Here is a 23,351-nt window from a genome sequence, read left to right on the forward strand (position 1 = left end):
GTTTGGGCGAATAATCATAAAATAAAAAATAGCAAAAAACGCTAATGGTAATGCTAATGAGCTTAGTAAAGATGGCTGTTCAGGTGCTGCTGCAGCCAATAAAGACAATAACATGTTTGCTCCTAATTTTTTAAACTAATTTTTACAAAAATACCCTATATCATACCATATTTTAAAAAATCAAGGGGATAACTTTTACAATTAATACTGTTATGGTGATGCCGTTAAATGGCTTTGACCAGCCCATTTTATTTTACTTGCAGTTAGTTGATTTTTGTCTTAATATTACACTTTTACTTTGGTTTTTTAAACATATGCCCCGATGTAGTTTATTAGCTCTTTTGCCTAATTTACCCAAAACTTGTCTTTTTTTCTTATCTATTTTTTCTGTTAGTGCTTTTGCTGGTGATGGTACCCAAGTCGCAACCAGTACCAATGTTGCGTTGCTTATTTTTTATATTTCATTGTCATTGATTGTTTCTTTTATTTGTTCAATTTCAGAAGCAACATTGCTCACGATGACACCAAGTTACATCCAAACCATCAAAGAAGACGCGCCAAAAATCGCTCAAATGCTTGAAGATGTTAAAGTCAACAACATTGAAAAATCCATTTCATCCATTCTAACGTTAAATACAGTTGCTCACACATTAGGTAGTCTTGGGGCGGGCGCTCAAGCGGTGATTGTCTTTGGTAATGTTTGGTTTGGAGTATTTAGTGGAGTGATGACTGTGGTGATTTTAATTGGTACAGAAATCATTCCAAAAACACTAGGAACATCCTATTGGCGAAAATTTGCTGTGCCTGTTGCTTATTATGTCAAAGGCATCAATGTTTTATTATTTCCAATTGTCTGGCTGGCTGAAAAAATCTCTCGACTTTTAACTAAGGGTAATACCCAAAATGACTTTAGCCGCCATGAATTTATTGCTCTTGCTAATGCGGGTGAAAGCTCAGGACAAATGACTGCTCTTGAAACTCGGATTATTAAAAATTCGCTGGCGCTTAGCCGAATTAACGTTGAAGATATCGTTACACCGCGTTCAGTCGTTACGGCGTTTGATGAAAATATGAGCGTGGGGGATGTTTTTGCATTGTATCCAAAACTGATGTTTTCACGTTTTCCAATTTTTGATGATGATGACTTGGATAACGCTACAGGGTTTGTTTTAAAAACCGATTTGCTCATCGCAAAAGCTAATCAAGAAATTCATACACCCATCAAACAATTTAAGCGCGATATCACCTTTGTGTTTGCAAAAATGAAACTGTTTGATTTATTGGATTTGATGTTAAAAAATCATGTGCATATTGCACTGGTGGTTGGTGAGTTTGGCGAAGTCAAGGGTTTGGTAAGTCTAGAAGATGTTTTAGAGACTCTTTTGGGGCTTGAGATTATTGATGAAATTGACCGTGTAGAAGACATGCAGATTCTTGCCCAGCAACTGATGGAGCGTCGTATGCATCGGCTTGGGGCAACTCTTGAAAATGATGACGAGTCAATTGACGATAAAAGCAATAAATAAGCCGATAAGCGCAAATATTCGTTAATTTTGTATAAAATGCAACAAAATATTACAAAACAGTCATGATTCTTTAGAACTTGACTGTTATTTTACAACCAAGCCAGCCAATTAATAAAATTAGGATACAATCAATGCATGTTTTTTATAATAATCAAAAATTATCATTGCTAAAAGCCACCTCCAAATGGCTTGGTTTTGGAGCTGCAATGATGATAAGTGTATCAGCTTATGCCATCAGTGAAGCGCAAACGCAAACCTTTGCTCGTCTGATGAGCGCATCGGCAAATCAGCAAAATATTGGTCAAATCGCAGGGCTGATTGATGATAATGCAGTCATTTCTTTAACTCGTCAAAATAAAACCATTACCTTAGATAAAAACGCATATTTGCAATTGTTACAAAAAGGTTGGGCAGAATCGACCCATTATTATTACACAATTCATTTAAATGATGTTGTGATTAGTGGCGACCAAGCGCGAGCTCAGGTTGTCACTACAGAAACTTGGACAAACAAGGATGGAAAAAAAGTAACTTTAAAATCCAATTCCCGAGCAACTTTAGTACAGTCGGGAAATAATGCCATTTTATTGCGTATGGTGTCACAAATTAGCATTAATTGAAATTGTTATAAATTATAACAAGATGCAAAAGGATGTGTAGATGATTTGCATTTTTAACTTTGCTTAATAAATCAGCTGTATTATAATGCAGTCAGTTGGTCTATTTGTTATGTTGTTTTTGATAAAATCACGATTATAGCAATATCACTGTCAATACAATCGCTTTTTACACATAGGACAATCCATCCATGAAATCTATTCAGTTTAATAAATTAGCCCCCCATACTTTATTAAAACCATTAGTCATCTCCATTTCTTCATGTTTATTGTTTGCCTGTGCAAGTACCCCTAAAGCGAACAATGACAGTCAATCTGTCAAACCAAGTGCAACCGTGTCATCTGCACCAATACCAACTTATACCCCAAAAACCAAAGCCAGGACATCCACCACATCTTCACAAACCACCTATGCAGGTGTCCTTGACCAAGCTACTTTAGATGAATTGGAAGATTTGCTACAAGCAACCGATATGAGCATGGTGGAAGGTGATAAATTAACCGTGCAGCGTTATGGAAATTTGTGGGATAGGGTACGACGTGGTTATCGTATGAGCCATATGCAAAATTCACGTATTGAGGCTCAAAAATCTTGGTTTTACAGCCGTCAAGATTACCTAAATCGCTTAGCTGCTAGAACGTCGCGTTATTTATATCATACCGTTACCGAAGCTGAACGACGTGGCATTCCGACTGAATTGGCGTTATTACCCATCATTGAAAGTTCCTATGATCCATCAGCCACCAGTAACGCAGCAGCAGCAGGTCTTTGGCAATTTATTCCAAGCACAGGGCGAATTTATGGTTTAAACCAAAGTACGACTTATGACGGACGTCGTGATATTATTGAGTCCACACGTGCAGCTTATGATTTTTTAACCAGTTTGTACAATCAATTTGGTAGCTGGGAGCTGGCATTAGCAGCTTATAATGCTGGTCCAGGTCGAATTCAGCGGGCGATTAATGCTAATAGAAATGCAGGGCTACCAACCGATTATTGGTCACTGCGTTTGCCAACTGAAACAATGAACTATGTACCGCGATTTATGGCAGTTGCTCAAATTGTTGCAGCTCCAGAGAGTTACGGCGTCTATTTACCAGCCATTGCCAACCATTCACATTTTAGAGCGGTGCCTGCTAACTTTGGCGTGAGCTTGTATGATGTATCAAGCGTTACAGGTGTGCCAGTTGATGAGCTACGGTTGCTAAACCCTGCATTGATTAATTTTAGCGTGGACAGTTCAGGGCCTGGTCGGGTAATTGTGCCAAACAGTGTATCGGCAGCGCTGGATTCACGCTTAACATCATTGCGTGGTTATGGTTATGGTGCATCCACCTATACCGCAAGCAACAGTTACGTTGTGCCAAAAATGGGGACAAATAATAAAAATGACGCTTTATTTAAAGAACTGGCTTCAGCAAATACATTGCCAACTACTAGCGTTCAAATCACTCCCCAAAATACCATCATTCAAGAACCACCGTTATCTAGTGAAGAAAGAGATTTTATTGCAGCTCAAATTCAGGCAAACACCATTGAAAACGTAGAACCGATTTCTAGTGATGGTAATATTGAGTTTGTAGCATTACAAACTGGTCAATCTGTCTTAGAAGCACGCGGTGAGATTAAAAGTTTAAGTTTTAACGCTCCAAGTACCACAGTTAAAACTGTAGAAGATGATTCCCAAAGCAATAATCCAACTGGCAATATTCCAACCATCACTGAAGAGATTACAAAAGTAACAACGACTACAGAACTTGAAGTAAATTCGCCAAACAAACCGTCATCTTTATCAAAACCTGAAAAACCTACAGCTGTCAAAGCTCAATCAAAACCTGAAACTAAACCAACTCAGCCAAAAGTTAAATCCGACCGTTATAAGGTAGTGGCAGGTGATACATTATCGGGTATTGCTGAAGCGCATGGGTTAAGTGTCAGTCAGCTTGCAAGTTATAATAATATCAGTGCAACTACACATGTAAGAGCAGGTCAGCGCTTGTGGCTTGTGCCGGGTAAGGCCACTACCATACCTATGGCACCCAAAACAACCAGTGCTAGCGCAAAAACCACCATTTATGTTGTACAAAGTGGTGAAAGTTTGACATCCATTGCGCGTAAATACAACACCACGGTACAAGATTTAGCGGCATTAAATGGCTTGTCAGTTACTGATGGTGTATTGGTTGGTCAAAAATTGCAAGTGCCATCAGATATCAAAGCGCCCGTAAAAACCCAAACTACCAAAACAGAAACTAAACCTAGTGATGTTAAATCAGATGTTAAAGCCAGTAGTCAATCTGTAAAATACACCATTCAGTCTGGTGATAGTTTGACGAGTGTTTCTACTAAATATGGCATTACAGTAGATGAATTAGCTGCAGCAAATAATTTAGATAGAAATGCTAAATTAATTCACGGCAAAATATTGACCATACCAGCTTCTGGCACAGTAAAAGTGCCAGCAAAACCGCAGTCAAAACCTGAAACCAAACCAAAGGTTGACCCAAAAACTGAAATCAAAAAGGCAGATAAAAAAGAAGAAGTAAAAACTGAAATGGCAAAAGGAAAAATCATTAAAAATACTGAAAATTATACAGTACAGTCTGGTGATACCCTTGCAGGATTGGCAAAAAAACACAATGTTGTTATTGCCGATTTGGCGGCAACTAATCATTTATCCACACAAGCTCAGCTTAAACGTGGGCAAGTGATTAAGGTACCAGTTTCTGCCAAACCTGAAAAAACAGATGTTAAAAAATCAGAAACTAAAAAACAAACCACTAAAGAAAATAAAAAAGATTCAGATAAAACAACTACTTATACAGTAAAATCAGGTGATAATTTGACATCAGTGGCAAAACATCATGGTATCAGTGTGGCAGAGCTTGCAAAACTCAATAAACTGGATAGTAATGCAGCTTTAAAATCTGGACAAAAATTGATTGTGCCTAAAAAGTAAATTTATGCAATAAGTAATAAAGCACCTTAACTCTTTGGAATTAAGGTGCTTTATGATTAAAAGCGTTAGGAAATTAGGAAAGAAGATTAAAAGAAAAAGTCGCCCTAAAAAAGAGCGACTATAATTAATTCAAAGTAATCATCAATTATTTGATTTTTGCTTCTTTGAATAGAACATGCTGGCGAATTTTCGGATCAAATTTTTTGATTTCCATTTTACCAGGCATTGTACGCTTATTTTTGGTAGTTGTGTAAAAATAACCAGTACCAGCGGTAGAAACAAGTTTGATTTTATCTCTCATAACAGTATCCTTTTGTAATTAACAAAACTTAAATGTTTTGACCAGCAGCGCGCAAATCAGCAAGCACTTTATCAATGCCATGCTTGTCAATGATGCGCATGCCTTTAGAAGATACGCGAAGACGCACAAAACGGTTTTCAGATTCTACCCAAAAACGATGATTGTGTAGATTTGGTAAAAAACGACGACGAGTTTTATTATTAGCGTGTGATACGTTGTTACCCACTAGTGGGCGTTTTCCAGTCACTTGACATACGCGAGACATGGTGAAACTCCTATAAAATCATGGCACGGATATTGAGCGGTATCGGTTGTGCCGTTTGGACAAGGCGCGATTATTAATGGTATGGACATAGCACTTTTTTGACCAAACTTACAAGGTTACGCCATTCTTTTTTGTCGTTAAAGGCGACAACAAGCAAGAAGTAGCAGAAAAAATCAAAGCCCAAATTCTACATGAAATTTAGCAATTTTTCAAGCAGAATTTGGGTAATCTTAATAAAAATTAGCGCAATGTTAAAGCATTGACAGGCATGGCAAAAGCTAACCAGCCATAATGAATAAAGTTTCGAATATTGGCGTGGTTGTCGCCTTTGGGGTCAGCTAAAACGGCTTGATAATGCTCAGCAAATAATTTTAATGTATCTAATTGGCTAAGATTATGCAATTTTGCAAGGCTAAAAATTTTAGCACTACCTTCATTTGTACCTGCTGGATTAACCAGCTCGCCATTATAAAACTCCACAGGTATATAAGTATAATTTGCTTCAATGAATGCCAATACATCTTTAAAAAACAATTCACCCTTATCAATACCGTGTAACAGTCGTGAAATGTCAGTATTCATATTTACAGTTTTACTCTTTTGCATCAATTACTAGATAGAACTAGTTTTATGAAATTTATTTTCATGAATATTAACGATTAAAGTAATCATCATCAAACGAAGGTGGGGCAAAATTGCCTTGTTGCTCTAAATGGCTCATATGCATTTGCATGGAGCGCTCATGTTGGATACGTTGATAAATTTCCTCACGATGCACCGCGATATCTTTGGGGGCATTGACACCCAAACGCACCTGATTACCTTTAACACCAAGAACAGTAATGCTGACTTCATTGCCAATCATTAAAGTTTCGCCAACACGACGAGTTAAAATTAACATAACAAGCTCCTTGTTTTTGTGGGAAAATAAAAATAAAAATACCCAAACCATCATTATAAAGTGGTTTGGGTAAATTGTCAGCTTTTTTTTAAAAAACAGCTATGAAAGTAAAGAAAAATTACAATCCTGCAACCTTGCTTTCACCGTCAACGCGATCAAGACCAAAAGCTGTATGTAATGTTTTAACTGCTTTTTCCAAATGCTGTTCTTGAATTAATACAGACACTTTAATTTCACTGGTGGAAATCATTTGTAGATTGATATTGTTGCTAGCTAGTGCATCAAACATTTTGCTTGCTACCCCTGCGTGAGAGCGCATACCAACACCCACCACAGAAACTTTAACAACATCGGTTGAGCCTGTAATTTCAGTGGCGCCAATATCGTCTTTTACACGTTCGTTTAAGATTTTTAGAGCTTTATCGTAATCGCCACGCTGTACAGTAAAACTAAAATCTGTCATGCCGTCAATAGATGCATTTTGAATAATCATGTCAATTTCAATATTAGCAGCGCCAATTGGGCTTAAAATGGCGGAGGCAATCCCAGGTCTATCTGGTACGCCACGAACTGTAATTTTTGCTTCATCTTTATTGAACGCAATGCCTGAAATAACCGCACGTTCCATATCATCTCCTTCATCAACGGTAATGAGTGTACCCACATTTTTTCTGAATTCATCATCAAACGCACCATCAGTGCCTTCATCAAAGCTGGATAGAACTCGCAATGGAACTTTGTATTTACCTGCAAATTCCACTGAGCGAATTTGCAATACTTTCGAACCTAAAGATGCCATTTCCAGCATTTCTTCAAAGGTAATTTTGTTTAGTTTTTTGGCTTTGGGGGTGATGCGTGGGTCAGTAGTATAAACACCATCAACATCGGTATAAATTTGACATTCATCAGCACCGATAGCGGCAGCGATAGCAACCCCCGTGGTGTCAGAACCGCCACGACCCAAGGTGGTCAAGTCATTAAATTCGTTTACGCCCTGAAATCCTGCAACAACTAAAACTTTACCATCAGAAAGCTCACGCTTGATATTTTCAGCATCAATATCTTCAATACGTGCTTTGGTGTGAGTGTTATCGGTTTTAATAGCAACTTGACGACCAGTCATAGATTTGGCATTGATGCCTAAATCTTTTAATGCCATTGCTAATAAAGCAATAGATACTTGTTCACCCGTGGCAACCATTTGGTCATACTCACGCATATCAGGGTCGCGACTGATTTCGTGCGCCAATCCAATTAAACGATTAGTTTCACCACTCATGGCAGAAACCACTACCACCACTTGATGACCATGGTCATGCCAGCGTTTGACACGTGCTGCAACGTTTTTAATGCGACTGGTATTCCCCATTGAGGTGCCGCCGTATTTTTGTACAATTAATGCCATGATATGTTGCCTTAATTTATAACATCAAAAGAACGGTTAAAATAATAATAAAAAGTCAAGCCCGCTATATTACTATATTTAGCAAACTTTGTCGCCCTAAATTATTTATTTATCAAAAATTCCAAATAATAATTTAGGGCAATAAATCTGCTAAAATAAATTTAGTAATTGATTTATTGTGTCAAACGAGCAGTCAGGTCTTGATGTAAATTTGCTAAAATGGTGTTAAGCTGCTCACCATTTTTAGCGCCACCTTGAGCATAATCGGCTTTACCGCCGCCTTTACCACCAAGTTCGTTAGCTAGTGTACGAATGATATCGCCAGCTTTGATTTTATCTTGTAACGTTTTGCTAACACTAGCAGCCAACGCCAAATCATCGCCATTTTTTCCAACTAACACAATAACTGAGTCATCAAAATGTGATTTTAAACTGTCTATCAAGGTGCGAATGACTTTTCCATCAACGTCAGATACCATTTCTACTAACAAATTAACTGTACCAATTTTTTGCACGTTAGCAAGTAGAGTTTTAGCTTGATGATGTGCTAATTTTTGATTTAGATGCTCAATTTGTTTTTCAAGTTCTTGATTTTGTTTGTTTAAGTTGGTAATTCGCGTTTGAATCTCTTCACGCTTAGCTTTAAAATCTCCCGCAATACTGCTTAAAATCTGTTCACCTGTTTCCACATAGCGCACTGCTGCCATGCCTGTTAAGGCCTCAATTCGGCGAATACCTGCTGCAATACCGCCTTGACTGATGATTTTGAACAATCCAATTTCTCCAGTTTGCGAAACGTGTAGACCGCCACATAATTCAATAGAAAATGGCACATCATCCGTTTTTTGTCCCATGCTCAAAACACGGACATGTTCACCATATTTTTCGCCAAATAACGCCATTGCGCCTTTTTTCACCGCACTGTCAATGTCCATCTCTTCAACCATAACATTGGTATTGGCTTGAATTTGAGCATTAACCAAGCGTTCTACTTGAATAAGCTGGTCATCGCTGATGGGCTTATCATAAGAAAAATCAAAGCGTAAAATCTCACTGGACACCAAAGAACCTTTTTGGGTAACTTCTGTACCTAAAATTTGGCGTAAGGCAGCGTGCAATAGGTGAGTTGCTGAATGGTTCTTTGCACTAGCACGACGAACTTCTTCTAATACTTGAGCAGAGGCAGGCTGATGATTTTGAATTTGACCTAAAATAACAGTGCCATAATGAACAATTGTGTTGCCTGATTTTTTAGTATCGTGTACGCGAAAGGTGCCTGTTTGAGTACTGATTTCACCAATTTCGCCAACTTGACCACCACTTTCAGCGTAGAAGGGGGTTTGATTGAGTATCAAAGCACCTTTACTGCCTTCTTCTAAAATCTCAGTTTTTTTGCCATTTTCATACAAATTGGTAATTTGACTGTTATAACTGCTAAAACCATAACCAACAAATTCACTTGGATTGCCATCAGTAATAACATCGGTGTAATCCATATCAAATTTACCAGCCTCTCTGGCACGGCGACGCTGTTCTTGCATACATTCATTAAAGCCTGATTCATCAATTCCAATACCACGCTCTCTGGCAATATCAGCGGTTAAATCAACCGGGAATCCGTAAGTATCATATAGTTTAAAGACTGTTTCACCTGCCAATGTATCGCCTGTTGTTAAATTGTGCAGTTCACCAGACAATAGACGCAAACCTTGAGCCAAAGTTTTGGCAAATTGTTCTTCTTCTTTTAAAATGATGGCTTGAATATGTTCTTGTTTTTCAGCAAGTTCTGGATAGGCTTGACCCATTTGTTTAACCAGTTCGGGCACTAGCTTATAAAAAAAGACGTCATTGGCTCCAAGTTTATTGCCATGACGCACCGCACGGCGAATAATACGGCGCAACACATAGCCACGTCCTTCATTGCTAGGGCGCACCCCGTCAGCGATTAAAAACGAAACTGCACGAATATGGTCAGCAATCACCTTAAAAGAAGGTTCATATGTGCTTGGTACCCCAATGATTTGGGCGGCTTTATCCATTAGATGAATAAATAAATCCACTTCATAGTTGCCAAATTTACCTTGCATAATAGAACTGATGCGTTCAAGTCCCATGCCTGTATCAACAGATGGTTTTGGCAAAGGTAATAAACTACCATCTTTTTGGCGGTTAAATTGCATAAAAACGCAGTTCCACACTTCTACATAGCGGTCCCCATCTTCTTCAGGCGTTCCAGGAAGACCGCCTGCAATTTGTTCGCCATAATCATAAAAAATCTCAGTGCAAGGACCACAAGGACCCGTATCGCCCATAGTCCAAAAATTATCTGATGCGTAAAGTTCACCTTTATTATCGCCAATTCGAATGATTCGGCTAGCTTCTAAGCCAATATCTTTATGCCAAATATCATAGGCTTCATCATCGGTGTGATATACTGTAACATATAAACGGTCTTTGGGTAGGGAAAGCCAATTGTCAGCAGTTAAAAATTCCCAAGCAAAATTGATGGCGTCTTTTTTAAAATAATCCCCAAAACTAAAATTACCCATCATCTCAAAAAAAGTATGATGTCTGGCAGTATAACCAACGTTATCTAAGTCGTTGTGTTTTCCTCCAGCACGCACGCATTTTTGAGAAGTGACTGCGCGACTGTAATCACGTTTTTCTACGCCCAAAAAAGTATCTTTAAATTGGTTCATGCCAGCGTTGGTAAATAAAAGTGTTGGGTCATTGTGAGGAATCAGGCTTGATGACGCAACGTGTGTGTGGTTTTTGCTTACAAAAAAATCAATAAAGGCTTGACGCACTTCATGTAACTGCATTGTTTTTTTTGGTTGGCTCATATAAATCTCGTAACAAAGGGTAAAATTGATAAAGTGTCAATTTTATCATAACCATTACAGAATAAAAATCATTTTAGTGGATAATTTTAGCATTGATTCAGATTTTGATACAATTTAGCGATTATTCTAAGTATCAAAATTAATTTTTTTATTTAAAACATAAAAAATGGTTTATCTATTAAAAAGCCGATTAAATGTAAAATTAAAAAAACTAATTTGTTATTAATGGTTTTGTCAGTATTTAATATTTATTTTTAATAAATTAATAATTTTAATTAGATAAATTAATAAAAAATTAACCATCAATAATCACTATTGATTAAATGGTAATAACTGTTTAAAATAGCGACTTTTATTATTAATTTATTATCAACATATGTATACAGATAGTCATTGTCATTTAAATTATTTAAGTGTAGAAAATTACCAAAATAATCCCCAAAATCTAATTACTGCTTTAAAACGCGCTCAAGTCAGTCGTGTAATGGCGATTATGTGTCATTTTGATGAATTTGATGAGATTGAAAATTGGACAAAATTAAGTGATGATGAGATTGATATTGGTATGAGTGTGGGCATACATCCTTGTCAAGATATTGATGTATTAACCAGCGTTACTGCTGAAAAACTTATATCTTTTAATAATGAAAATGTATGGGCATTTGGTGAGACAGGACTTGATTATTATTGGGATGCAGATAAAAAATCTGCTCAAAAATCCAGTTTTATTGCTCACATTCAAGCTGGCAAAATTACTAAAAAACCCATCATTGTGCATACTCGTAATGCTTATCAGGATACATTGGATTTATTGACAACTCAAAAATGTGAACATGGAATTATTCATTGTTTTACTGAAGACTATGATTTTGCGCGTAAAGCATTGGATTTGGGGCTATATATTTCACTTTCAGGCATTGCTACTTTTAAAAAATCGCAAGATTTGCAAGCCGTTGTTAAAAAATTGCCACTAGATCGCATTTTAATTGAAACAGATAGTCCTTATCTTGCTCCTGTGCCTAAGCGTGGTAAAGAAAATTCGCCTGTTTATGTACCTTATGTAGCTGAATTTTTGGGTAAAATTTTTGGTAAAACTGGTGAAGAGATTGGACAAATTACCAGTAAAAATTTTACAAATTTATTAAATCAATATCTGTAAGGTTAGAGTAAATTCATAAAAATTTTTATGAAAGACTAGGCATTTTGTATTTTTTTGTATATAATAGCCCAAATCTAAGTAAGTGAGCAATTATGAAAGCAAACAACTTAACCATTATCTATGATAACCAGTTAAGTTATTTTCTTTTATAAATGTTCACTTTTTTTTGTGTAAAATTTTTGTGTGAAATTATCAATAAAAATAATTTGGCGATATGCCAAAAAATTTTGCCTAAAATTTACCAATTTTAAAAATTAATGAGCAAAAACAATCAGTTGGGAGTGGCAAATATGACAAAAGCAGTTTTAGCTTTGGCAGATGGTAGCATTTTTTATGGCGTGGCAATTGGTGCAGAAGGGCATACAACAGGTGAGGTTGTGTTTAATACTGCAATGACAGGTTACCAGGAGATTTTGACTGACCCAAGTTATGCTAAGCAAATGGTTACTTTAACTTACCCACATATTGGTAATACTGGTTGTAATGATGAAGATAGCGAATCGGGAAATCTTCATCAAGTTTGGGCAAGTGGTTTGATTATTCGTGATTTGCCACTGCTGCATTCAAATTTTAGAGCTACACTTTCGTTGTCAGATTATCTAAGAAAACATAATGTTGTTGCCATTGGCGAGATTGATACTCGTAAACTGACCACAAGACTGCGTCAAACAGGAGCTCAAAATGGCTGCATTATGACCGCTGATGAAGCAGGTCAGCTGAATGTAGAAAAAGCCATTGAACTTGCCAAAAACACGCCATCCATGAATGGCATGGATTTGGCAAAAGAATGTTGTGACCCCAAAGGTTACACATGGACACAAGGCTCGTGGCAATTGGCGCATGATGGACGTAATGCCAAAACTACCCAATCAGGTGGTCGTTTTGTTAACTTAGGCGATGAGATTGCAGAAAAATTTCATGTAGTAGCTTATGATTTTGGGGTAAAAACCAATATTTTACGTATGCTGGTAGATAGAGGTTGTCGTTTAACCGTTGTGCCAGCTCAAACACCCGCTCAAAAAGTATTGGACATGAATCCAGATGGTATCTTTTTATCCAATGGGCCTGGCGACCCTGCAGCGTGCGATTATGCCATTGAAGCCATTAAAACAATTGTAGAAACTAGTAAAATCCCTGTGTTTGGAATTTGTTTGGGTCATCAACTGCTGGCTTTGGCAAGTGGCGCAAAAACACTTAAAATGAAATTTGGTCATCACGGCGCAAACCACCCTGTACAAAATCTTGATGATGGCACGGTGATGATTACCAGTCAAAACCATGGGTTTGCGGTGGATGAGACAACCTTGCCAAGTACTTTAAGAGCAACTCATCGTTCGCTGTTTGATGGCTCAAATCAAGGCATTGAGCGCACTGACAGGGTGGCGTTTAGTTTTCAAGGGCATCCAGAGGCTAGCCCAGGACCACACGATTGTTCACCGCTTTTTGATAGATTTATTCGGGCAATGGAATAGGCGAAAGCGTAGATTGTGGTATATTTTTATCATAAAATACCCACTTTTATAAATTGAGCAAATGAAATGAAGTTTAATACTAGAAAAAATCGGGATGAATGTCGTGCATTGGTGTTAAAGTTGATGGCTGACAATCAAGTTCGCACACGTCAAGAAATTTATAGCAATACTATCAGAAATGGTGGTTTTTCTGATGAAATATTGTCTTTAAGATTTCCTTTTGGACAGTCTAAGGTTGAAAATTCTATCGCGTGGGCTATTACTTCTTTTACCAAGGCGGGCATTTTAAATCGTATCCGTAAGGCAACTTACCAAATCACGCCCACTGGCTTAAAGGTTGCCAAACTTTGGCAGGACAAAACAGAAATTAGTGAAAAGCTTTATTTTGAGATTGATTTGCCAGAATGGCGAAAATATTTAGAATACAGAGCAGAGCTAAAAAATAAAAATAATTTATCAAACGAGATTGATGCGGATGATGTCTGTGAATCTGAAGAAGTTGATTTTGAAAGTCAAGCCAAAAATGCCATTAAAGAAATAGAAACTGAAGTTGCATTAGAACTTTTAAATAGACTACAACAAAGTACACCCTTATTTTTTGAAAAAGCAGTATTAAAATTGCTACTGGCAATGGGTTATGGAGGTAAAGAAAACTTATTTGAGCATACAGGTAAATCCCATGATGGCGGTATTGATGGGGTGATTAAGCAAGACCCACTTGGTATTCAAAATATCTACATTCAAGCAAAACGATACGCCAGAGAAAATACCGTTGGATCAAAAGAATTACAGTCATTTTCAGGAGCTTTACAGGGTAATGGCGTAGAAAGAGGCGTATTTATCACCACCTCATCTTTCACCAAAAGCGCTAAAGATTATGCTCAAAAATTACTCGGAAAGATTATTTTGATTGATGGGCAAGAGCTGGCAACTTTGATGATTAGATATAAGGTAGGCATTCAAGCTAAAGAAATTCTGGAAATTTTTGAAATTGATGAAGACTTTTTTGAATAGGGTAAATCAAAAAATGCAAGCCCGCCCTTATCATCTGGTTAATGTCTTTGCTCATAGCCATTTTGGTGGCAATTCTTTAGCAGTTTTTCCTCAAGCGGATAATTTGACGGATGATGAGATGCAAGCGATTGCTAGGCAGTTTAATTTGAGTGAAACGGTGTTTATTTTTTCATCAAATGATGATAAAGCAGCGGCTAGTTTGCGTATTTTTACACCTAATTATGAACTGCCTTTGGCAGGACATCCAACACTAGGTTCAGCATTTATTTTAAAGCAGCTTAACCACTTATTACCTGATGAATTTATATTAAATACCAAAGCTAAGCCTGTGCAAGTTTTTATTAATAAAGACCATGTGCAAATGAAGATAAAGGGTTTTGATATCACCAAAAGCCAAACAGATAAACCATCACTAGCAAAACTCAGTGGTTTGGATGTTGATGATATTGTAGGGCGAGCGTACTTTGTAAATAGTGGTACACAACAAATTTTAATTGAACTTAGTAATCGTCGAGCTTTGAAAAATTTACACATTGATATTGCAAAACTTCGCGTCTTAAATGCAGAAAACCCATTTAAATCAACCAAAGAACCTTCTATCTATTATTGGGTTTGTGATGGCAAGTGTATTCATTCGCGTATGTTTTTTGAACAAAATTCAGTGATGGTAGAAGACAGCGGTACAGGTTCTGCATGCGCCAATCTTGGGGCGTATTTTATCAGTCAAAATAATTATCCATTAACACATACTATTTGTCAGGGTGATGACATGGGGCGAGCTAATCGTTTGCTGCTAAAAATAGATGATGAGCAAAATATTTATGTTGGCGGTCAGGTGATTCAAGTTGGTCGGGGTGAATTTTATTTACCCAATTAAATCAAACTAAAGAGTGATAGAGTTTATCAGTTAATTGTAATAAAAAATTTTATAAAAGTGAGTATAAATTATGCCAAAACGCAGTGATATTAAATCAATTTTAATTATTGGAGCAGGTCCAATTGTCATTGGGCAGGCGTGCGAGTTTGATTATTCAGGCGCTCAAGCCTGCAAAGCCCTGCGTGAAGAGGGCTACCGAGTAATTTTGGTCAATTCAAACCCAGCAACTATCATGACCGACCCTGTGATGGCGGATGCAACTTATATTGAGCCAATTACTTGGCAAACGGTGGAGCGTATTATTGATAAAGAACGCCCTGATGCGATTTTGCCAACGATGGGCGGGCAAACGGCTTTAAACTGTGCGCTTGATTTGGACAAACATGGCGTATTAAAAAAGTACAATTGTGAACTGATTGGAGCAACCAAAGAAGCTATTGAAAAAGCTGAAGACCGTGAGCTTTTTGATAAGGCTATGAAAAAAATTGGTTTGGAGTGTCCTCGAGCAGATGTTGCAGAAACCATGGAACAAGCATTGGAAATTCAAGCACGTTTTGGGTTTCCAGTAATTATTCGTCCGTCATTTACGATGGGCGGCAGTGGTGGTGGAATTGCTTATAATCGTGATGAATTTCTTGAAATTTGTCAGCGAGGGTTTGATTTGTCACCAACGCACCAGCTATTGATTGATGAAAGTTTGATTGGCTGGAAAGAATATGAAATGGAAGTGGTGCGTGACAAAAAAGACAATTGCATCATTGTATGTTCTATTGAAAATTTTGACCCAATGGGCGTACATACAGGCGATAGTATCACGGTTGCGCCTGCCCAAACATTGACTGATAAAGAATACCAGCTCATGCGCAATGCATCCATCGCCGTCCTGCGTGAAATTGGCGTAGAAACAGGTGGGTCTAATGTGCAGTTTGGTATTAATCCTGAAAATGGGCGTATGGTGGTTATTGAGATGAATCCTCGCGTAAGCCGTTCATCTGCCCTAGCAAGTAAAGCAACGGGTTTTCCAATCGCTAAAATTGCTGCCAAACTTGCTGTTGGTTATACATTAGATGAGTTAAAAAATGACATTACAGGCGGTAAGACCCCAGCTTCTTTTGAACCGTCTATTGATTATGTAGTGACCAAAGTACCTCGATTTAATTTTGAAAAATTCCCTCAAGCGGAAAACACATTAACCACTCAAATGAAGTCAGTGGGTGAGGTGATGGCAATTGGGCGTAATTTCCAAGAGTCTATGCAAAAAGCCTTACGTGGGCTTGAAACAGGCGCAACAGGTTTTGATGAAATTATTGACACCGAAAACAAAACCAAAGATGGTATCATCAGTGAAATCAAAAATCGCTTAACCATTCCAACACCTGAACGTATTTTTTATATTGCTGAGGCATTTCGTCATGGATTAAGTCTTGATGATGTGTTTTTATGTACTAAGATTGACCGCTGGTTTTTAGTGCAAATTGAAGACATTGTACGCACAGAAAATCAAATCAAAGCTTTAGGTTTTGGCGATTTGACTGCTGAAAATATTCGTCAGTTTAAACGTAAAGGCATGAGTGATTTGCGCATTGCAAGTTTAATGGGAATCAGTCAAAAACAGTTTCGTAAGCATCGCTGGAATTTGGGGGTGTATCCTGTTTACAAACGTGTCGATACATGCGCTGCAGAGTTTGAGACGTCCACTGCATATATGTATTCAAGCTATGATGAGGAATGTGAAGCTCGCCCAACTAACAAAGATAAAATCATGGTAATTGGCGGAGGTCCAAACCGCATCGGTCAAGGTATTGAATTTGATTATTGCTGTGTTCATGCTGCTCTTGCTATGCGTGAAGATGGTTACGAAACCATCATGGTAAACTGTAACCCAGAAACAGTGTCTACGGATTATGATACGTCAGACCGTTTGTATTTTGAGCCTGTAACATTAGAAGATGTGCTTGAGATTGTTCGTACTGAGCAGCCTAAGGGCGTAATTGTACAATATGGCGGTCAAACTCCCCTAAAATTAGCACGTGCTTTAGAAGAGGCGGGCGTGCCGATTATTGGTACCAGTCCTGATGCGATTGATCGTGCTGAAGACCGTGAGCGTTTTCAGCGCATGTTGATTCAGCTAAATCTTAATCAACCACCAAACGCATTGGCAACCAGCACTGATGAGGGAATTATTCGCGCCAAAGAGGTAGGCTATCCTTTAGTGGTGCGTCCTTCTTATGTGCTTGGTGGGCGAGCGATGGAAATCGTTTATAATGAAGATGAACTCCGTCATTATCTTAAAACCGCCGTACAGGCATCAAATGAAGCTCCGGTGCTACTAGACCGTTTCCTTGATGACGCTATCGAGGTGGATGTAGATTGTGTATCTGATGGTAGAAATGTGGTAATTGGCGGCATTATGCAGCACATTGAGCAAGCAGGCGTGCATTCTGGTGATTCGGCATGTTCACTTCCACCTTATTCACTCAGTCAAGAAATTCAAGACCAAATTCGCACGCAAACCATCGCTATGGCAAAAGAGCTTGGGGTGGTGGGTTTGATGAATGTACAATATGCCATCAAGAATAATACGGTTTATATTTTAGAAGTTAATCCACGCGCTAGTCGCACTGTGCCCTTTGTTTCTAAGTGTATTGGTACGTCTTTGGCGAAAGTTGCGGCTCGTTGCATGGCAGGCAAAACATTGACAGAGCAAGGGTTTGTGCAGGAGATTATCCCAAATCATTACTCAGTTAAAGAAGCGGTATTCCCATTTGCTAAATTTCCAGGTGTTGACCCCATTTTAAGCCCTGAAATGAAATCGACAGGTGAGGTCATGGGTGTGGGTAAAACCTTTGGTGAAGCGTTTTATAAAGTAGTGATTGCGTCCAATGAACGTTTGCCAGGACTACCAACCAAGGGCGAAATTAAAAAAGCCTTTTTATCTGTACGTGATAGCGACAAAAAATACGTTGTTGCGGTGGCACAGTCTTTGGTGGATTTAGGTTTTGAGCTGGTAGCAACCAGTGGCACTTACCAAGTAATCGATAAAGCAGGCATTGCTTGTCAAAAAATTAACAAAGTTACTGAAGGTCGCCCGCATATTGTAGATGCGATTAAAAATGGTGAAATTGCAATGGTGATTAATACCACTGAAGGCAAGCAGTCTCAGGAAGATTCTTTTTCTATTCGTCGCAGTGCTTTGCAAGGTAAAGTCTTTTATGTAACCACCATCAGTGCTGCTCAAGCAGTATGCAAAGCTTACGAAGTGTCGTTGCCATTTGATGTGTATAAACTGCAAGATTTAAACGCTTGATAATTACAAATAAACCTGTTAATATACCTTCAAATTTAACCAAATTTATAAACAACACCACCCCAAAAGGCGTGGTGTTTTTCACTATATCTTTTTTTGATAAAAATTTGATAAAACTAAATTGTTTTATTAAAAATAGGAGAATTTTTATGCAACGTTATCCGATGACCCCTCAAGGACATGCTGCTTTAGAAGCTGAATTAAAACAATTAAAAACCGTAGAGCGTCCTCGCATTACCACCGCAATTGCCGAAGCTCGTGAACACGGTGATTTAAAGGAAAACGCTGAATATCATGCTGCTCGTGAACAACAGGGATTATGTGAAGCTCGTATCCGCGATATTGAAGCTAAATTAAGTGGCGCGCAAGTAATTGACCCTGCCAAACTGCCCAAAGAAGGTCGTGTGGTGTTTGGGGTTACCGTGGTGCTGGAAAATATTGATAATGGCGAAGAACGTCGCTATCAAATTGTTGGTGAAGATGAAGCTGATTTTAAAATTGGTAAAATTTCAGTAAACTCGCCAATTGCCCGCGGTCTCATTGGTAAATCTGAAGGCGATGAAGCCAAAATTCAAACGCCTGGCGGTTTACTAGAATTTGAAATTTTGCAGGTGCTTTATACCTAAAAAAGCATTTAATATTTAAATTGTATCTTTAATTACTTTAAGCAGATTTCCACTGGAAAATCTGCTTTTTATTTTGAAATATTTTGTAATAATAGGCGGTTTATCTGATAAAAAATGCTAGAATGGTGCAATTTTATGATGATATTTTATCAATTCAGCGATTTTTAGCCCTGACTATAAAGGAGCGGTTATGTTAGCCTTGACTACAAAAGATGTACGTATGAATGCTAAGGCAAATACAAAAGAAGAAGCCTTGCAACTGCTTGCTGATATTTTACATGAAGATGGTTTAACTCACGGCGATTATTTGCAAGGGTTAAAGAATCGTGAAGCTAAAGCGTCCACTTATCTAGGTCAAGGTGTTGCAATACCACATGGTACACCAGATTCACGAAGCCTTATTTATAATACGGGTGTTCGTCTGGTGCATTTTTCTAATGGGGTGATTTGGAATGATGCTGGTGACAAGGTGTATTTGGCGGCAGTAATAGCAGCAAAATCTGATGAACATTTAGACATTTTAAAATTATTAACCCGCACTTTATCTGATAATGTTGAGGATAAAATCAAAAACGCTCAAACTGCGGATGAATTGATAACAATCATCAATGGTGTGCCTGATAGTTTGCTTTTACATGAAAACTTAATTAAAACCGATGTCGCTGCTGGTGATTTGGATGAGCTGTCTTATCAGGCGTGTGCCTTATTAAAATCAGGCGGTATATTAGACAGTGTTTTAACTATCAAACCCGTCTTAACCAAGTTATCCCAAGCCATTTATGCTTTAATTTTAGAAGACGATAACATTCATCAGTCAGCATTATCTTTGGTGGTGGCTAAAAAACCGATTATGTATCAAAAAGATAAAGTCAAGGCATTGGCAGTTATTGCTAGTAATGCGCATATGGACACAGCCAGATTGTCCAAAGTTTATGATGTTTTGCTTAGTCATGATTTTAACCACGACTTAAATCAATCCGCTAAACAAATTGCCAGATTGTTACATGCCGAAGAAGCGCTTGATTGGCAAAACCAGTCCACTCAAATTGTTAATCCGCTAGGTTTGCACGCTCGTCCGGCGACACTGTTGTCTGATATGGCAAAACAGGCAAAAGGTGAAATTCGGGTGAGTGTGGATAATGGGGTGTTTGTCTCTGCAAAAAGTTTGGCGCGTCTTTTATCACTTGGCGGTACACATGGACAAACACTCACTTTTATTGCCGAACCAAATACCGATGCGATTGATTTTTTACCAAAATTAATTGAATTGGTGCAATCAGGCTTAGGTGAAGACGTGGTACCCGTACAAAATTCTTCATCCATTCTTCATCAAAAATCAACCCAACAATCCAATCTTGAAAATTCAACTGCATTTACCATTGAGTATGGCGAGAAAATTTATGCCACGCCTGCATCGTCAGGATTTGCAATAGCAAAGGCTTATGTTATTACCCCCAAAACTTTTAGTTATTCAATGACAGCTAAAGATTCTGCCGCTGAAACAGAAAAATTGATGCAGGCGATTCATGATGTTAAAACTGACCTAAAAAAATTAGTGGAAAATGCCACCAAAACTTCCATTGCCAAGATTTTTGCTGCGCATGTAGCATTATTAGAAGACGAAGAAATCATCTTTGGCGCGCAAGATAGCATTGATGAAGGGTTATCCGCTGCCGCCGCTTGGCATGCGCACATTGAAGCAATGGCAAAAACTCAGTCTTTGGTAGGAAATCATCTGCTGGCAGAACGCGCCGCTGACTTGCGAGATATTGGACAAAAGGTTTTGATGAAGCTTACTGGTCAAGATTTGGATGTTGAACCTGATGAGCCTTATATTTTAATTAAGCAAGATTTGCTTCCATCAGATGTTGCAAAACTTGACCCCAAAAAAGTGGCAGGCATTTTAACCGCCCAAGGTGGGGCAAGCTCACACAGTGCTATTATTGCAAGAGCTTTGGGCATTCCTGCAATTGTTGGTGCTGGTGGCGTATTAAGCATTCATCAAGGACTTGTGGTATTGATTGATGGCGGCAGGGGCTATTTTGTGGTTTCACCTGACCAAAATATGGTGAACGACTGTCAGATTGCTCAAGCTAATTTTGCTAAACGCAAAGCTCTTGCCAAAGAACAAGCCTTTCAACCTGCAATCACCAAGGACGGTCATCGAGTAGAAATTGCTGCAAATTTAAGCAATGTTAATGATGCTCAACTTGCAGTCAAGAATGGTGCCGAAGCGGTTGGGCTACTGCGAACCGAACTGGTTTTTATGGCGCATCACAACATGCCAGATGTGCAAACTCAAATTTTAGATTATCAGAAAGTTTTCAATGATTTAGAAGACCGCCCTTTGGTGGTAAGAACGTTGGATGTGGGGGGTGATAAACCCTTACCTTATTTGCCAATGCCTGCTGAAGAAAACCCATTTTTGGGAGTGCGTGGCATTCGTTTAACGCTAGAGCAACCAAAACTGCTTAAAGACCAATTAACAGCTTTGATTATGGCATCTAAGGGTCGCGATTTACGCATCATGTTTCCAATGATTGGCAGGATAGAAGAGTGGCGAGCCGCAAAAGCCATTTTGGATGATGTGCTGCAAGAGTACCCACATGATAATTTGCAAGCAGGTATTATGATGGAAGTACCAAGTGCGGCAATTATGGCAGAAGATTTTGCTAAAGAAGTAGATTTTTTCAGTGTAGGCACAAATGATTTAACTCAATATACACTAGCAATTGACCGTGGGCATCCAACGCTTTCTAAAGATGCTGATGGTCTGCACCCAAGTATTTTAAGATTGATTGACAAAACAGTTCAAGCGGCACACGCTTATGGAAAATGGGTTGGTGTGTGTGGCGAGCTTGCATCCGATGAAAAAGCAGTGCCGATTTTACTGGGCCTAGGCGTGGATGAGCTTAGTATGTCAAGTACAAGCATCGCCTTAACAAAAGCCCAAATTCGTGAACTTAATTTACAAGAATGCCAAACTCTTGCTAAAAAAGCCTTATCATGCGCCACAAGCCAAGAAGTACGAGCTTTAATCCGTGATGAATAAAATAAGTGAGTAAATTCATGAAAACTGTATTATGTATTACTTTAAACCCTGCTATTGATTTGACGATTACTCTAGATGTATTGACATTAGGCGCGGTTAATCGGGCAAGTGAAAATCAGCTTGGAGCTGCAGGTAAGGGTTTAAATGCTGCTCATGTATTATCAGAACTGGGTATCAATGCGATTGCATCTGGATTTTTGGGCGATGATAATGATGAGATTTTTGAGCGTTTATTTAAAAGTCATAAAACCTTTATCGGTGATGCTGGCGTAGGTCAGTTATCCGATGGTTTTGTTAAAGTTGCAGGTGCTACACGTACCAACGTTAAAATAGTAGATAAACAAGGCTGTACAACAGATATCAACGGTCAAGGTTTTTTGATAGATAACGACGCAAAACAAGCTTTATTTAAACGCCTTATCCAGTATGCCAAAGAAGCAGATGCAGTCTTGGTGGCAGGCAGCCTGCCCAAGGGGTTTACAACTAGAGATTTTGATGAACTGTTGGATTTATTAACTCAAAATAACACAAAAATTGCCGTTGATGTCAGTGGTGATGCTCTAAAAACCGCTTTAAAACATAATTTATGGTTTATCAAACCAAATAATGATGAGCTGTCTGGTGCGTTTGATAGACAAATTACCACGCTTGATGAACAGTTATCCGCTATTCAGGAAATTTCAGGCGATATTGAGCATGTTTTAGTTTCTATGGGGGATAAAGGGGTTCATTGGTTTAAAAAATCAGGTCAAAAGCGTCAAATTTATCATGCTATACCTCCAAAAATGACCGTTAAAAGCACCGTTGGGGCAGGCGATACTATGGTTGCTGGTATGATTTTTGGGCTGCTTCAAAACTTTGATGATAAGACACTACTATGTCATACAACCGCGTTATCTGCGCATGCCGTTACCGTGATTGGCGTACAAGTACCAAAACGTAATGAGCTATTAAACTTGATTGCTAAAGTACAAATTTTTGATAAAGGCATCACTTAAATCCTAATAAGCATCATCAATTAAATAG

17 protein-coding genes are annotated in these 23,351 nt (G+C 38.3%); 11 read left to right on the forward strand and 6 right to left on the reverse strand.

Features of this window, described 5'->3' with window-relative positions; all coding sequences use genetic code 11:
• Nucleotides 1–314 precede the first annotated feature (314 nt).
• The 3 genes from ACZBKJ_RS00005 (at nucleotide 315) to ACZBKJ_RS00015 (ending at nucleotide 5,103) form a co-directional block, all read left to right on the forward strand.
• Nucleotides 315–1,526 (forward strand): CNNM domain-containing protein, encoded by a 1,212-nt coding sequence (locus tag ACZBKJ_RS00005; protein ID WP_463198838.1) that lies wholly within the window; start codon nucleotides 315–317, stop codon nucleotides 1,524–1,526.
• 131 nt (nucleotides 1,527–1,657) lie between these two features.
• The gene (locus tag ACZBKJ_RS00010; protein ID WP_463198839.1) at nucleotides 1,658–2,146 is read left to right on the forward strand and encodes a Cif family virulence factor; all 489 of its coding nucleotides are present in this window, start codon (nucleotides 1,658–1,660) and stop codon (nucleotides 2,144–2,146) included.
• 188 nt (nucleotides 2,147–2,334) lie between these two features.
• Nucleotides 2,335–5,103, forward strand: a complete 2,769-nt coding sequence (locus tag ACZBKJ_RS00015) for a lytic transglycosylase (protein WP_463198840.1) — start codon at nucleotides 2,335–2,337, stop codon at nucleotides 5,101–5,103.
• A gap of 145 nt (nucleotides 5,104–5,248) precedes the next feature.
• Here ACZBKJ_RS00015 and rpmG read toward each other — a convergent pair whose 3' ends face one another.
• The 6 genes from rpmG to alaS all read right to left on the reverse strand — a co-directional run bounded on the left by rpmG (nucleotide 5,249) and on the right by alaS (nucleotide 10,818).
• Entirely contained in the window at nucleotides 5,249–5,404 is a 156-nt protein-coding gene (gene rpmG, locus ACZBKJ_RS00020; protein ID WP_003659281.1) for a 50S ribosomal protein L33, read from the reverse strand.
• A 28-nt stretch (nucleotides 5,405–5,432) separates the two neighbouring features.
• Entirely contained in the window at nucleotides 5,433–5,669 is a 237-nt protein-coding gene (rpmB, locus tag ACZBKJ_RS00025; protein WP_463198841.1) for a 50S ribosomal protein L28, read from the reverse strand.
• A gap of 240 nt (nucleotides 5,670–5,909) precedes the next feature.
• Nucleotides 5,910–6,251, reverse strand: coding sequence for a HopJ type III effector protein (locus ACZBKJ_RS00030; protein WP_463198842.1), 342 nt, complete (start codon nucleotides 6,249–6,251; stop codon nucleotides 5,910–5,912).
• A 70-nt stretch (nucleotides 6,252–6,321) separates the two neighbouring features.
• Nucleotides 6,322–6,570 (reverse strand): carbon storage regulator CsrA, encoded by a 249-nt coding sequence (csrA, locus tag ACZBKJ_RS00035; protein ID WP_463198843.1) that lies wholly within the window; start codon nucleotides 6,568–6,570, stop codon nucleotides 6,322–6,324.
• A gap of 118 nt (nucleotides 6,571–6,688) precedes the next feature.
• On the reverse strand, nucleotides 6,689–7,975 hold the full coding sequence (locus tag ACZBKJ_RS00040; RefSeq protein ID WP_463198844.1) for an aspartate kinase: 1,287 nt from the start codon (nucleotides 7,973–7,975) through the stop codon (nucleotides 6,689–6,691).
• A gap of 173 nt (nucleotides 7,976–8,148) precedes the next feature.
• Nucleotides 8,149–10,818, reverse strand: a complete 2,670-nt coding sequence (gene alaS / locus ACZBKJ_RS00045) for an alanine--tRNA ligase (protein WP_463198845.1) — start codon at nucleotides 10,816–10,818, stop codon at nucleotides 8,149–8,151.
• Between the two features lie 376 nt (nucleotides 10,819–11,194).
• Between alaS and ACZBKJ_RS00050 the strand changes: the two genes are divergently transcribed.
• The 8 genes from ACZBKJ_RS00050 to ACZBKJ_RS00085 all read left to right on the forward strand — a co-directional run bounded on the left by ACZBKJ_RS00050 (nucleotide 11,195) and on the right by ACZBKJ_RS00085 (nucleotide 23,323).
• Complete coding sequence (locus tag ACZBKJ_RS00050; protein WP_463198846.1) at nucleotides 11,195–11,977, forward strand: TatD family hydrolase; 783 nt, start codon at nucleotides 11,195–11,197, stop codon at nucleotides 11,975–11,977.
• Nucleotides 11,978–12,267: 290 nt separating this feature from the next.
• Entirely contained in the window at nucleotides 12,268–13,449 is a 1,182-nt protein-coding gene (gene carA / locus ACZBKJ_RS00055; RefSeq protein WP_463198847.1) for a glutamine-hydrolyzing carbamoyl-phosphate synthase small subunit, read from the forward strand.
• Between the two features lie 66 nt (nucleotides 13,450–13,515).
• Entirely contained in the window at nucleotides 13,516–14,463 is a 948-nt protein-coding gene (locus ACZBKJ_RS00060) for a restriction endonuclease (RefSeq protein WP_463198848.1), read from the forward strand.
• 13 nt (nucleotides 14,464–14,476) lie between these two features.
• The gene (locus ACZBKJ_RS00065; protein ID WP_463198849.1) at nucleotides 14,477–15,340 is read left to right on the forward strand and encodes a PhzF family phenazine biosynthesis protein; all 864 of its coding nucleotides are present in this window, start codon (nucleotides 14,477–14,479) and stop codon (nucleotides 15,338–15,340) included.
• Nucleotides 15,341–15,410: 70 nt separating this feature from the next.
• The gene (gene carB, locus ACZBKJ_RS00070) at nucleotides 15,411–18,647 is read left to right on the forward strand and encodes a carbamoyl-phosphate synthase large subunit (RefSeq protein ID WP_463198850.1); all 3,237 of its coding nucleotides are present in this window, start codon (nucleotides 15,411–15,413) and stop codon (nucleotides 18,645–18,647) included.
• Nucleotides 18,648–18,796: 149 nt separating this feature from the next.
• Nucleotides 18,797–19,273 carry a transcription elongation factor GreA gene (gene greA, locus ACZBKJ_RS00075; RefSeq protein ID WP_463198851.1) on the forward strand — a complete coding sequence of 159 codons (477 nt, stop codon included), beginning with the start codon at nucleotides 18,797–18,799 and terminating at the stop codon, nucleotides 19,271–19,273.
• A 190-nt stretch (nucleotides 19,274–19,463) separates the two neighbouring features.
• Nucleotides 19,464–22,325, forward strand: coding sequence for a phosphoenolpyruvate--protein phosphotransferase (ptsP, locus tag ACZBKJ_RS00080; protein ID WP_463198852.1), 2,862 nt, complete (start codon nucleotides 19,464–19,466; stop codon nucleotides 22,323–22,325).
• 17 nt (nucleotides 22,326–22,342) lie between these two features.
• Nucleotides 22,343–23,323, forward strand: coding sequence for a 1-phosphofructokinase family hexose kinase (locus tag ACZBKJ_RS00085; RefSeq protein ID WP_463198853.1), 981 nt, complete (start codon nucleotides 22,343–22,345; stop codon nucleotides 23,321–23,323).
• The last annotated feature ends 28 nt before the right edge of the window (nucleotides 23,324–23,351 follow it).

Source organism: Moraxella sp. I5G (assembly GCF_055193055.1).